At 52.4% G+C, this 12,757-nt stretch carries 11 protein-coding genes and 1 pseudogene; 5 read left to right on the forward strand and 7 right to left on the reverse strand.

Annotation, left to right across the window (positions count from 1 at the left end; genetic code table 11):
* Positions 1-75: 75 nt before the first annotated feature.
* Positions 76-1,386 carry an L-cysteine desulfidase family protein gene (locus tag AC236I_RS23170; protein ID WP_487608654.1) on the forward strand — a complete coding sequence of 437 codons (1,311 nt, stop codon included), beginning with the start codon at positions 76-78 and terminating at the stop codon, positions 1,384-1,386.
* A 167-nt stretch (positions 1,387-1,553) separates the two neighbouring features.
* Here AC236I_RS23170 and AC236I_RS23175 read toward each other — a convergent pair whose 3' ends face one another.
* The 6 genes and pseudogenes from AC236I_RS23175 to AC236I_RS23200 form a co-directional block, all read right to left on the reverse strand.
* The gene (locus tag AC236I_RS23175) at positions 1,554-2,546 is read right to left on the reverse strand and encodes a D-cysteine desulfhydrase (protein ID WP_015585338.1); all 993 of its coding nucleotides are present in this window, start codon (positions 2,544-2,546) and stop codon (positions 1,554-1,556) included.
* 63 nt (positions 2,547-2,609) lie between these two features.
* Positions 2,610-2,996 carry a RidA family protein gene (locus tag AC236I_RS23180; RefSeq protein ID WP_048025259.1) on the reverse strand — a complete coding sequence of 129 codons (387 nt, stop codon included), beginning with the start codon at positions 2,994-2,996 and terminating at the stop codon, positions 2,610-2,612.
* A 25-nt stretch (positions 2,997-3,021) separates the two neighbouring features.
* Positions 3,022-4,440 (reverse strand): Na+/H+ antiporter NhaC family protein, encoded by a 1,419-nt coding sequence (locus AC236I_RS23185; protein ID WP_015585340.1) that lies wholly within the window; start codon positions 4,438-4,440, stop codon positions 3,022-3,024.
* Complete coding sequence (locus AC236I_RS23190; RefSeq protein WP_048025256.1) at positions 4,433-5,620, reverse strand: trans-sulfuration enzyme family protein; 1,188 nt, start codon at positions 5,618-5,620, stop codon at positions 4,433-4,435. Before AC236I_RS23190 ends, AC236I_RS23185 begins: the two co-directional genes overlap by 8 nt.
* 454 nt (positions 5,621-6,074) lie before the next feature.
* A pseudogene (locus tag AC236I_RS23195) lies at positions 6,075-6,521 on the reverse strand (transposase); the annotation flags it as partial.
* 481 nt (positions 6,522-7,002) lie between these two features.
* Entirely contained in the window at positions 7,003-7,794 is a 792-nt protein-coding gene (locus tag AC236I_RS23200; RefSeq protein WP_004856613.1) for a DsbA family protein, read from the reverse strand.
* Between the two features lie 234 nt (positions 7,795-8,028).
* On the opposite strand from AC236I_RS23200, the gene AC236I_RS23205 reads away from it, so the two are divergent.
* From AC236I_RS23205 to cbpM, 3 genes are all read left to right on the forward strand, one after another.
* The gene (locus tag AC236I_RS23205) at positions 8,029-8,712 is read left to right on the forward strand and encodes a TerC family protein (protein WP_004856611.1); all 684 of its coding nucleotides are present in this window, start codon (positions 8,029-8,031) and stop codon (positions 8,710-8,712) included.
* Positions 8,713-8,848: 136 nt separating this feature from the next.
* A complete protein-coding gene (gene cbpA, locus AC236I_RS23210) occupies positions 8,849-9,766 on the forward strand; it encodes a curved DNA-binding protein (protein WP_004856609.1) in 918 nt (305 codons plus the stop codon).
* Positions 9,766-10,071, forward strand: coding sequence for a chaperone modulator CbpM (gene cbpM / locus AC236I_RS23215; RefSeq protein WP_004856606.1), 306 nt, complete (start codon positions 9,766-9,768; stop codon positions 10,069-10,071). The genes cbpA and cbpM overlap by 1 nt, the downstream gene beginning before the upstream one ends.
* A gap of 159 nt (positions 10,072-10,230) precedes the next feature.
* Here the strand turns inward: cbpM and melA are convergent, their stop codons facing one another.
* Positions 10,231-11,577 (reverse strand): alpha-glucosidase/alpha-galactosidase, encoded by a 1,347-nt coding sequence (gene melA / locus AC236I_RS23220; RefSeq protein WP_004856603.1) that lies wholly within the window; start codon positions 11,575-11,577, stop codon positions 10,231-10,233.
* 241 nt (positions 11,578-11,818) lie between these two features.
* On the opposite strand from melA, the gene melR reads away from it, so the two are divergent.
* Positions 11,819-12,757, forward strand: a complete 939-nt coding sequence (gene melR / locus AC236I_RS23225; RefSeq protein WP_004856602.1) for a transcriptional regulator MelR — start codon at positions 11,819-11,821, stop codon at positions 12,755-12,757.

Genomic DNA, 12,757 nt, shown 5'->3' on the forward strand with positions numbered 1-12,757 from the left:
CAGACGCAAATCAAGGTCGAGAACACACTCAATAACTCGACGGACATTTTTCTGTACCGACCCAGAGGCTCAGTCATGTCACACCGGGAAAACCGTGTTGAATGGAACGCGTTTATTAATGCTCTGAAACAGGAAGTCAAACCCGCTTTAGGCTGTACCGAACCCGTATCGGTTGCCCTCGCCTGCGCCGTAGCGGCGCAGCAGCTGCCAGGCGCAATTGTGCGTATCGAAGTAGCAGTCTCGCCAAACTTAATGAAAAACGGTATGGGTGTGACAATCCCGGGCACGGGAATGACCGGTCTGCCCATAGCAGCCGCCTTAGGCGCTATTGCAGGCGATCCGCAGGCTAAACTCGAAGTGCTCAAAAAAGCAACTAAGCGTGAGATTAACGCCGCCAGAGCTCTGCTGGAGGTCGGTGCTGTGCGCGTGTCGTTGCAGGAACCCTGTGATGAAATCATCTTCGTTCGTGCCAAAGTTTACGCCGGGGATCAGCACGCCACGGTAACTATCGTTGGCGACCACACCAACGTGGTGGCAATTGAAAAAATGGGGCAGTCTCTGTTTATCAAGCCAGAGAACAATACCTGCGAAGATACTATTAACCCGCTGGACAGGGTCGCCAGCAGCTCGCTGCGTGATATCTACAATTTCATTTGTGAGATTCCCCCGGAAGAGCTCGATTTTATTCTCGACGCAGGATCGATGAACAACGCCCTTTCAAAAAAAGGTCTCGCAAAGGAGTGGGGGTTGCATATCGGCCCGACGCTGAAGCGCCAGGTCGACAAGGGGCTGGTTTCCGATGATATGTTTACCGAGATCCTCTACCGGACCAGCGCCGCGTCTGATGCCCGAATGGGCGGTGCAACGCTACCGGCAATGACCAACTCTGGTTCAGGCAATCAGGGTATAACGGCAACCATGCCAGTAGTGGTGGCCGCTGAACGTCTTAACGCCAGCCAGCAGCAACTGGCCCGTGCGCTGGCGCTCTCGCATCTGGTGGCTATCTATATCCACTGTAAACTTCCGCGGCTGTCGGCTTTGTGCGCCACTACAACCGCCGGTATGGGCGCTGCAGCGGGGATTATCTGGTTAATGGACGGCAGTTATGAAAACATAGCTATGGCGGTCAATAACATGATTGGCGACGTCAGCGGCATAATTTGCGATGGTGCTTCTGGCAGTTGTTCAATGAAAGTATCCACCAGTATCTCTTCTGCCTGGAAAGCAATTCTGCTGGCGCTGGATAATACTGTCGTTTCCGGAAACGACGGGATTGTCGAGCGCGATGTGGAAAACTCCATTTGTAATCTTTGTGCTATCGCCGGACAGGCCATGCAGCACACCGACCGACAAATTATCGAAATCATGGCGCACAAGCGTTTTTAGACTGTTTGCACGACACTAAATATTTCAGGTCGGGCAAGGTGCCCGCCATCGCCCGGCAGAAATCCCCCCAGACTCCCCCGTTTTATATTCCCTGACCATGACACGTAAAAAAACCACTCCGGCCCGCTGGCACTGGAGTGGTTTGAATTCTCGTTTAAAGCAGTAAATCAGACGTGAGGATAGTAAGCAAAGAGCGCTGGTGCGCCGCCGGTATGGATAAACATCACTGGCCCACTACCGTTGAAGCGCGATTTTTTCACGCCATCAATCAGACCTGCCATCGCCTTACCGGTGTATACCGGGTCTAACATGATGCCTTCCAGACGCGCCAGCAGTTCCACCGCATGCATCCCTTCGGTATTCGGCATGCCGTAGCGCGGTGCAAAGTAGTCATCCCACAGCGTCAGAGGCAACAATGACGCCACGTCCAGCATCGCGGATAATTCGCGCTGTAGCTTCTCCACTTTGGGCTGCTGATCACCAACAAGGCGAGAAACGGTCACGCCCACGACCTCCACATCAGGCTGGAAATGGGCAAAACCAACGGCTAACCCGGCATGCGTTCCTGCACTCCCGGAAGGTACCACCACGGACTGCACATTGAGATTCATCCGATCGCACTGTTCCGCTATCTCCAGCGCACATTCAACGTAGCCCAGTGAACCGAGAGCGTTTGAACCGCCGACAGGAACAATATAGGGCTTCGCTCCATTTGCCGAAAGCCTGGCACTAAACTGCTGCAACTGCGCGTCTGGATCGTTAAGTTCATCAACCATTTCAACCTTGCAGCCCATCAGGCTATATAGCAGATGATTGCCGTTCCAGAGATAGTTAGATTCTGCGGTTTGAATCGGGTTGTCCAGCAACGCCACGCATTTTAACCCAAGATGTGCGGCGACTGCCGCAGTCTGGCGTACGTGGTTGGATTGAATTGCCCCGGCGGTCACCAGCGTATCGCAACCTTTATTGAGGGCATCTGCCGCCAGAAACTCCAGCTTTCTGAGCTTATTGCCGCCCATACCAAGATGCGAAACATCGTCGCGTTTGATATAAATATCTCGCTGTAAATATTCCGACAGTCGCTTCAGATGCTGAACGGGCGTGACGCCCCCCACCAGCGAGACGCGCGGTAAGCTATGCAAATAGTTTTTTACAGACATAAACTTTCCCTTCAAATAAAAACGGCAGCTGATGAGCCGCCGTAGAGTCGTATTTACATTGAATTAGCTTTGCCAGGCCACTGCTTCAATTTCTACTTTCACATCTTTCGGTAGCCGGGCGACTTCTACACAAGAACGCGCAGGGAAAGAAGCGTTATGCCGGGTGAAAAACTCAGCATAAGCATTATTGATTGCGGCAAACTCATTCAGATCTTTCACAAAAATATTAATTTTACAAATATTGTCGACCGTCAGTCCTCCGGCCTCAATAATAGCCTGAATATTTTCCAGGCTCTGCCGGGTTTGGCCTTCGGCGCACTCAGGAATGCTTCCCGTCTGCGGATTAATGGGCAACTGGCCAGAAGTAAAAATAAAATTACCGGTTCGCGCCCCCTGGATGTAGGGGCCAATTGCTTGTGGAGCATGTTCTGTCGTAATAACCTCAGTCATAGCCAATCCTTAAATAATGTTTGGGTTAAAGAGTAAAACCGACAATTAAATAGACAATGAGAGCAAGTCCTCCGGTCACCAGCGCATAAGGCATCTGAGTACGAATATGTTCAATATGGTCACAATTAGTCGCCATTGAGGCGACGATAGCATCGCTGGAGATGGGGGAAGTCATATCGCCAAAAATTGATCCTGAAATAGCTGCACCAATCATAAAATGCGGGTCAATGCCTAATGACACACCCAGTTGAACACCAATCGGGATCATAATGGCAAAGGTTCCCCATGAGGTACCTGTTGCCAGAGACATCACCGCCGCAATCAGGAAGATAAAGCCGATGGAGAAGCCGGATGGAATCACACCGGAGGTTATAGAAGCAATATACTGCCCGGTATTCAGCTCCGCAGAAATATGCCCCATCAGGAAGGCCAGAATCATGATTGAGCTAATTTTAACCATGCTGGCATAGCCGATATACAGCTCTTTGAAAAAGTTCTCAACGTTGAGAATGCCGCGCACTTTGAACCAGATGAATGAGACCACGGTACCGAACATTACGCCGGAATAGACCGACATAGAGCCGCTGCCTTTGGAGAACTGCCCATCACCGGTGATATACAGAACAACAGGAACCATTAATACCGTGGAAAGAATCGGGATAAAGAAGTTCAGCAATGAATTACATGCCGGGTGGTCAATCACCGGATCTGCATCTTCTTCACCATGTTCTTGTTCTATTTCCGTCAGCGCAGTTTCAAACTTCACTTCAGCCTTTTTCATCGGTCCCCAGGTGCAGCCAGAGAGGATGTAAAAGAGAACGGAACCTAATGAGAACCAGGCCATGACATTCCAGACCATCGAACTGGCCAGCACCTCAAAAGGTTCGCCAGTAAGATAACCCTGCGCAATCTGTACGCCGATAACCCCCATCATCGCCGCCCCCCAGCCGTTGATCATCACTGATGAGCAGACGGAAACACAGGAGGTCTGGATAATGTAGGACATCTTTTCTGGCGAAACTTTGTAGCGTCGGGCAAGATTTTTAGTGGATGCACCAGCGATCAGCTGATTTATTGAACTCTCGATAAATATTAACGATGTCACCACCATTGCCAGCAACTGTACTGACTTTTTATTAGTGACAAAATCATTTTTCTCCGAGAGAAACTGCACCAGTTTACGCACACCGCCAGTCACCACAATCAGCCGCATAATGCCGCCGATCATCACCATAAACACAATCGTTCGCGTATTACCGGCGGAAGCAAATGTTTCTATGATCCCGTTCAGGGTACCGCCAACCCCCTGAATAATACTGTGGTTAATCACCGTGTAGCCGACGAAAATGCCGGTGAGCAGCGAGAGGATCACCTGGCGGGTAAGGATCGCCAGAATAATGGTGACCAGCGGGGTAATAATCGTCCAGATTCCATAATCATGCATGATAGTTACCCTGTGTGATGTCCATAGAAGCGAAGGCTATGTCCAGGTCCTGTAGCAGATCATCGATATGTTCAATGCCAACGGAAAAACGCAGCGTAGTGTCATAAACCCCGATGGCTTCCCGCTCTTCTTTTGACATCGAACCATGGGACATAGAAGCCGAATGGTTAATCATGCTTTCCACCCCACCCAGCGACTCCGCCAGCACAAAATAGTGCAGCCCACCGATAAAACGTTTAAGACTCTGGATATCACCCTTCAACGTCGCAGTTACCACCGCACCACCTGAGCGCATTTGAGCCTTGCACAACTGATGCTGAGGATGCGATGGCAGGCCAGGATAATAGACGCTGGCAATCGCCGGATGGTTTTCCAGATATTCCGCAACACGATGAGCGTTGCTGCACTGGCGTTCCATGCGCAGATCAAGCGTTTTCATACCGCGCAAGGCAAGATAGGCATCAAAAGGTGAGGCAATAGAACCGATAGTCGTTTTAATAAAGTCGAGTCGGGACGCTAAAGCTTCATTATTGGTAATTACCGCACCGCCAATTAAATCTGAATGCCCGCCGATATATTTACTGGTAGAGAGCATCACTATATCCGCTCCCATTTCGAGTGGTTTATGGTTCCAGGCGCTGGCAAAAGTATTATCGACACAGGTGGTGATAGCATGTTCTTTAGCAATACAGCAAACCTTCGCGATATCGACTAGTTCCAGCAACGGATTAGTTGGCGTTTCAATCCAGATTAAGGCCGTATTTTCCTGAATACTGTTAACCAGGCTTTGCTCATCATTAAGATCAATATAGGAAATAGTTGCGCCGGTGGTGTGAGTTTTTAGTTTCTCAAACAACCGCCAGGTTCCGCCATAGACACCTTTCATTGCAATAATATGGGCATCTTTAGGCAATAATTCCATCACGATATTCGTAGCAGCCATTCCCGAAGCCGTGGCTGTAGCATAAATTCCTCCTTCCAGTTCTGCCAGAGCAGATTCATAGGCTTTTCTCGTTGGATTAGAAACACGGGAATAACAAAAATCACCGCCTTCGTGAAGATTAGGTTGTATAAATGAGCTGGCTGTGACAATTGGGGTAAATATAGCGTTATTTACCGAATCGGACTGGTTTCCGGCGTGAACGGCCAGAGTTGCAATATCTTTAGTTCTGGTTTTCATAGGGTACACTCAAACTATTATTAGTCATAAAATATCGTGAGCTTATATTTATGTGGTCAGCGAAGCTGGCGAATAAAACAACAACCAAAACCTCGTTTAATAGCCAGAGAATAGATGGCCATTTCATCATCAACATAGTGATTTGCGTCCTTCAACCACAGTTAAAATGTATATTAGGCAGGGAAGAAAATCTTACCTATTTTCCCTCTAATCAGGCAAAAATGGAGAAAAATATTCTCCTTACAAAAACAAAGGATATGATTAACATGCTGATATATATAAAAATTATTAAAAATGGTGATGTTAATCACAAAAAAATAGGGAAAAATATACTCTTTCCCTGAAACTTAACGCATCAACGGTATCAACACACTGAGCTTGTGTGTCTGGACTGCCCCCCCGGTAGACAATCCTGCCCTATAGTTTGAGCATAGCAACTGTCTTTCGAGCGCGACTACGAAGCATGCTGGTGATACATCGGATCCCATGCTTCATTCTTTTTCAGCATTGCGTTCAGGATGGTCAGCAATTTTCTGATGCAGGCCGTCAGTGCAACTTTTTTGGGCTTTCCTACGGCAACCAGGCGTGTATAGAACTCTTTTATTACCGGGTTGTGCCTCGTCCCAACCAGAGCTGACATACAGAGAGCTGTACGGACGGAAGCTCGCCCTCCGAATACTGTTCAGCGACCGCGCATCGTGCCGGAATCCCTGTTTACTGGAGCAACCCCAATAAGAGCGCTAATTTCACGTCGAGAGAGCGAACCAGGCTCAGGAACTTCAGCCAGCAATACAGCAACAGTCGCAGCCCCAACACCTTTAACTGCACTCAGTAGATCAGATAACTCACTGAAATGGTCCTTGATGTGAATCGCCATTTCACCTTCAATGCGAGCCAGCTCAACCAATTATTTTCCAAGGACCTTCATTTTCTCAGAGAAAAAGTCCTCGAAAGGAATATATCGAAATTCTGTCTTGTCAGTATTTCATGTCGAATGCTATCAGTAACGAAGCTAGTTTTGATTTTGAGTTCTCGACAATGTTGAAAACCCAGATGAAAAACTGAAAATTTCCAGCTCATCAGGGGATGATTCAACGCTTAAATCTCTAACATTTTCTCTCTAAATCTGACACGGACTTTGAAAATCCCCGTGTCCTTGGTTCGATTATTCGCGGCATGCCGCTCACCCCTTCGGGGCCAGCGCGACAAGCGCGCTGTTCAACGCCTGCGGCGCTAGTCCGGGTCCGGGCACCACTTATTTAAAGAAACCAGCCTGAGGGCTGGTTTTTTGCTTTCTGCAATACGGACTCTTCGTGACGCCTTACAGCGAAAGCGTGATGTGAAGAACTCACCGCCAGGTGGGCTCTTGCGGCTCTGAATCCTCAGTTACCGCCGGCCTTCTTAATCGCCGCATCCAGCGAATCTTTATCAGCCAGTCCCGGGAAGACGGTGATCGTGGCTTCGGTCGCGCCGGTGGTCGGCATCACGATCACGCCCGGCGTTCCGCTTAAGCCAATCTCCTGCGCCAGCTGGTTGGTGCTCTCGAGGACAGCTTCAACATCCGGCGCTTTCTTCGCGTCGAAATTCACCTTCTTCGCCTGCTGCTGTACATCCGCGGCCGTCAGCTTCCCTTCGTTATGCCCGGTGGCATAAATCCCGTTATGGTAGGTCAGGTAAGCTTCTGCGCCCTTCTGCTGGTAAATTTGCAGGCCGGTCTTCGCCGCCGTCAGCGAGCTTTCCCAACGGCTGCCGAAAATGGGCCACTCTTTAAATGCAAACCGGGTCTGCGGATTTTCTTTAATCACCTGCTCCATCACCGGTGCCAGACGGCTACAGTAAATGCACTGATAATCAAAGAATTCGATCACGGTTACCTTGCCATTCGCCGGTCCGTAGGTCGGGGTATTTTTATCCTGGGTCAGCGCAGCCTGGTTTTTAATCACGGCCTGAGTTGCCGCGCTCGCCTGCTGTTCCTGCTGAATCTGCTGAAGCTTCTGGCTCGCCTGCAGCAGCACCTCCGGATGCGCGACTAAGTAATCCGCGGCAATCTTGCCAATGCGGGCTTCCTGCTCCGGGGTAAAGGTTGCTGCGGGCGCCGGCGCGGCCATGGCCAACGCCGGAAGAAGCGTGGTGCCCAGCAACGCGCCAGTCAATATTTTTTTCATACCAGCCATGAGGATAATCCTTGCGATGAGTAAACGGCAGGTGGATCTGACAAAACAAAGTACCATCCTTTTGCGGTGAATCATCCCGACACGATGCATTGATTCGTAACTATATTTTTCAATATCGCGCACGGGCAACTCCCGCGCTCTTTTTCCGGGCGGTGGTCAATGCGCCAGAACAGAGGTACGCTTGCTGCGGTTTTTCCCTTGGGGATACATTTTTTAAAATGATATGAGTCAGGCATGAACGCGCTATTTAATCAGTGGGATGTTGTTGTTATTTTGCTACAAATCATCGCAATCGATCTGCTGCTGGGCGGCGATAATGCGGTGGTGATCGCCATGGCGTGCCGCAAGCTGCCGCCCGAACAGCGTACAAAAGCGATTGTTATTGGCACCTTCGGCGCCATTCTGGCCCGCGTTCTGCTGCTGGCCATTGCCGTCTACCTGCTCTCTCTGCCGTGGCTAAAAATTGTCGGGGCGCTCCTGCTGCTGTGGATCGGTATCAAGCTGGTTGCCCATCAGGATGAAGATGAAGAGATCGGCAGCTCAGGCAGCCTGTGGCGGACCGCCGTCACCATCACGGTGGCCGATGTTATTATGTCGATGGATAACGTGCTGGCGGTCGCCGCCGCCGGGAAAGGCCACCTGCTGCTGGTCGCGCTGGGCGTATTGATCAGCATTCCGATTATCGTGGCAGGCAGTAAACTGGTGCTGGCTATCCTTAACCGCTTCCCGGTTGTTATCCTGCTGGGAGGTGCCCTTATCGGCTGGATAGCCGGCTCGATGTGGGTTACGGACCCCACCATCGTACGCCTGTTTCCCCAGGCACCCGATGCGCTACCGCTTATCGCCGGCGCTCTGGGCGCGGCGCTGGTGCTGCTGGAAGGACTTCGTCGCAACGGCCGGGCACGCCCGGCCAGCTGAACGCCCGCCGCTGACAGACGCCGTCAATCCCGACGGCGTCAAGTTTCCGCCAGATTCCTTCCCCACCTGCACTCATTTGCCCTAAGCTTATGACTGAAAGTCGTGACCACTGCAGTAAGTCAAATGAGATAACGCCATGGAATTAAAGGATTATTATGCCATTCTAGGGGTTAAGCCAACAGACGATCTAAAAACAATTAAGACCGCCTACCGCCGCCTGGCTCGTAAATATCACCCCGATGTCAGCAAAGAAACTGATGCCGAAGCGCAATTTAAAGATCTCGCCGAAGCCTGGGAAGTCCTGAAAGATGAACAGCGCCGCGCAGAGTATGACCAGCTCTGGCAGCACCGCAACGACCCGCAATTTGGCCGTCAACAGCACTCCCGTGAACAAAGCTACAGCCAGCAGGATTTTGACGACATCTTCTCGTCGATGTTTGGCCAGCAGGCGCACCAGTCCCGCCGCCAGCATGCCGCACGCGGCCATGATTTAGAAATTGAAGTCGCGGTGTTCCTTGAGGAGACGCTGGCCGAGCAGACGCGCACCATCAGCTACAAACTGCCGGTCTATAACGTCTTCGGAATGGTCGAAAGCGAAACGCCGAAGACCCTGAATGTGAAAATCCCCGCCGGCGTCAGCGACGGGCAGCGTATTCGCCTGAAAGGCCAGGGAACGCCGGGAGAAAACGGCGGGCCGAATGGCGACCTGTGGCTGGTTATCCACATCGCTCCGCATCCGCTGTTCGATATTGTGGGCCATAACCTGGAAATCGTTCTGCCGCTCGCACCGTGGGAAGCGGCGCTTGGCGCCAAAGTGACCATCCCGACGCTCAAAGAGAGCATCCTGCTGACCATCCCGCCGGGTAGCCAGGCGGGACAGCGTTTACGAATTAAAGGGAAAGGGCTGGCCAGCAAAACGGCCACCGGCGATTTATATGCCGTGATTAAAATCGTCATGCCGCCCAAACCGAATGAGAAAGCCAGCGCGCTCTGGCAACAGCTGGCCGATGCAGAGGCCGGCTTCGAGCCGCGTCAAGCATGGGGGAAAGCATAATGGCTAAAATGGCAGTGACTTTTACGATAACGGAGTTTTGTCTGCATACCGGCGTTTCTGAAGAAGATCTTCGCGAGATCGTCGGCCTGGGCGTGATTGAGCCACGTCAGCCGCAGACGGAGGTCTGGTTGTTCGATGATAGCGCGGTAATGATTGTCCACCGTGCGATGCGCCTGCGTCGGGAGCTGGAGCTGGACTGGCCGGGTATCGCAGTGGCATTAACGCTGCTGGATGAGAATGCGCGGCTGACCCGCGAAAACCGGCTGCTGCAGCAGCAGCTCGCCCGCTTTCTGGCGCACAGTTAAGCCTGTAGCACAGCAGGCTCTTCTGCCATGGCCCGCCTGCGCGGGCCGGCAAGGTCGATACAAGACGCGACATTCTTTGATGACATAGAGCCTGTCGGCCGGGCAAGGCGCTAGCCGCTGCCCGGCTGAAATGCAGCACCCTGCCGCATACAGAACCGACTAACGATGTACCCACTCCGGTAGCCAGTCGCCATGGCTGGCAATCAAATCGTCCACCAGCGCATAAATCTCTTCGATGCCCAGCGCCGCGGACGTATGCGGATCCATCATCGTGGCATAATAGATGTAGTCCCGGTTCTCGGTAAGAATGGCCTCGGTCAGCAGAGTCTGGACGTTAATGTTGGTCTGCATCAGCGCCGCCAGGTGCGCAGGCAGCTTCCCGACTTTGGTGGGCTGAATACCGTTCGCATCCACCAGACAGGCCACTTCCACGCAGCACCCTTGCGGCAGGTTGTCGATGAGCCCTTCGTTGCGCACGTTACCGTACACGACGCTCGGCTCACCGGTCCAGATGGCGTTCATAATAGTGCTGGCATACTCGCGGGAGGGTTTAATCTCAATCCGCTCGCGGGTTTTATACTGTTCCAGCTCTTTGTGCCAGTTGGCCACCTGCTCCACGCAGCGTTTGGGATATTCATCCAGCGGCACCTGATAGCGTTCAATCAGATCTTCGCGCCCCGGCTTGATAAACCACGGCGTATATTCCGCGAAGTGCTCTGACGACTCCGTCACGAAGTAACCCAGCTTTTTGAACATCTCATAGCGAACAATATTCTGGCAGCGCGAGTTCTCCCGATGCTTCGGCGCCCGTCCCTCGGCAAAGGCCTGCAGCATATCCGGATAAATGCTGACGTAGCTGCCGTCTGCGCGTTTTTTCTCCAGCGACAGATAGAACGCCATATGGTTGATGCCCGCGCAGCGATAGCGTAAATCCGCCGGGTCGAGATCGAGATCGTGCGCCAGCTCTTCCGCCGTTCCCTGCACCGAATGGCACAACCCAACCTGTTTAATATGCGGATAGCGCGCATACATCGCCCAGGTATTCATCGCCATCGGATTAACATAGTTCAGCATGGTCGCCTGCGGGCACACCTCCGTCATGTCCTCGCAAATGCGCCACAGGTGCGGAATGGTGCGTAATGCGCGCATGATTCCGCCCGGGCCGAGCGTATCGGCAATGGTTTGTTCCAGGCCATGCAGCTTACAGACTTCAAAATCGGTGACGGTACAGGGCTGATAGCCGCCAATCTGAAAAGCCACCACCACAAAATCCGCATCCTTCAGCGCAGTTCTCTGCTCGCGATGGCAGCTAATTTCACCGTCGGCGCCGACGGAATCCATCAGCTTACGCACCACAATATGCGACTCTTCCAGGCGGGTCGCATCGATATCCATCAGCGCAACGTGCGCCGATTTCAACGCCGGGCGCTGAAAAACGTCACCGAGAATATTTTTGACGAAAACCGTTGAGCCAGCGCCGATAAACGTAATTTTTGGGGCAGACATAGTGCTCTCTCCATCAGGTCATTGAACCCCTGCAGAGTGGCATGTCCGCGCCGCCTCCCGCTGCCCTCTTCCCGACAGAGCCTTCCCGGAAACTCAGATCGACGGCGGGATAACACGAAATCTGAGTTTATGGGAACGAATCGGCGAAAAAGTAGAGAAAACGGGCCGTTTATTCCGCTAAGATAACGGCATACCGGTGCAAAAAACCAGCACGTGTGATGATTCAGGAACCCACGCCGTCATGGAACCAAACCGCCCGCCTTCACGCCACGACCCGCATATGAGCAGCAGCGATGAGAAACAGCCCCGCAGCCCGCTGGCGCTCTATTCCGAATATCAGCGGATGGATATTGAGCTGCGCCCGCCCCACGCGATGGCCACCAGCCACTGGCACGGCCAGGTGGAGGTCAACGTGCCGTTCGACGGCGATGTGGAGTATCTGATTAACAATGAAACGGTGCTCATCAAACAGGGCTATATCAGCCTGTTCTGGGCCTGTACGCCGCACCAGCTGACTCGCCCCGGCAATTGCCGGCAAATGGCTATCTTTAATCTGCCGATGCATCTGTTTTTATCCTGGCCGCTGGATCGCGAACTGATCAATAACGTTACCCACGGGATGGTGATTAAATCGCTCTCCGCCCAGCAGCTCAGCGTCTTTGAAGTCCAGCGCTGGCAGCAGGAGCTCAACCACGACAACGAACAGATTCGCCAGCTGGCGATCGATGAAATCGCGCTGATGCTTAAGCGCTTTAGCCTTTCCGGCTGGCAGCCGATCCTGGTGAATAAAACCTCACGCACCCACAAACACAGCGTCTCACGGCATGCGCAGTTTTACGTCAGCCAGATGCTTGAATTTATCGCCGCCCACTACGATCGGGCGCTGACCGTCGATGCCGTCGCCGAGCATGTCAAACTGAACCCCAACTATGCCATGGGCATTTTCCAGCGGGTGATGCAGCAAACCATGAAGCAGTACATTACCGCGATGCGCATCAACCACGTGCGCGCCCTGCTCAGCGACACCGATAAGACGATCCTCGACATTGCCCTGACCGCCGGTTTTCGCTCCAGTAGCCGCTTCTACAGTACCTTTAGCAAGTACGTTGGTATGCCGCCGCAGCAGTATCGTAAGCTCAGCCAGCAGCGCCGGCAGGGCCTGCCGCCCGCTCAGCCATAA

It is taken from the genome of Klebsiella sp. Sb-30, assembly GCF_057652795.1.

Excerpts from the sequence above, each read along its gene's own strand:
- AC236I_RS23200 (WP_004856613.1), bottom strand. The coding sequence starts at position 7,794 with ATGGCTGGTATGAAAAAAATATTGACTGGCGCGTTGCTGGGCACCACG.
- AC236I_RS23205 (WP_004856611.1), top strand. The coding sequence starts at position 8,029 with ATGAACGCGCTATTTAATCAGTGGGATGTTGTTGTTATTTTGCTACAA.
- melA (WP_004856603.1), bottom strand. The coding sequence starts at position 11,577 with ATGTCTGCCCCAAAAATTACGTTTATCGGCGCTGGCTCAACGGTTTTC.
- AC236I_RS23190 (WP_048025256.1), bottom strand. The coding sequence starts at position 5,620 with ATGAAAACCAGAACTAAAGATATTGCAACTCTGGCCGTTCACGCCGGA.
- cbpA (WP_004856609.1), top strand. The coding sequence starts at position 8,849 with ATGGAATTAAAGGATTATTATGCCATTCTAGGGGTTAAGCCAACAGAC.
- AC236I_RS23170 (WP_487608654.1), top strand. The coding sequence starts at position 76 with ATGTCACACCGGGAAAACCGTGTTGAATGGAACGCGTTTATTAATGCT.
- AC236I_RS23185 (WP_015585340.1), bottom strand. The coding sequence starts at position 4,440 with ATGCATGATTATGGAATCTGGACGATTATTACCCCGCTGGTCACCATT.
- cbpM (WP_004856606.1), top strand. The coding sequence starts at position 9,766 with ATGGCTAAAATGGCAGTGACTTTTACGATAACGGAGTTTTGTCTGCAT.
- melR (WP_004856602.1), top strand. The coding sequence starts at position 11,819 with ATGGAACCAAACCGCCCGCCTTCACGCCACGACCCGCATATGAGCAGC.
- AC236I_RS23180 (WP_048025259.1), bottom strand. The coding sequence starts at position 2,996 with ATGACTGAGGTTATTACGACAGAACATGCTCCACAAGCAATTGGCCCC.
- AC236I_RS23175 (WP_015585338.1), bottom strand. The coding sequence starts at position 2,546 with ATGTCTGTAAAAAACTATTTGCATAGCTTACCGCGCGTCTCGCTGGTG.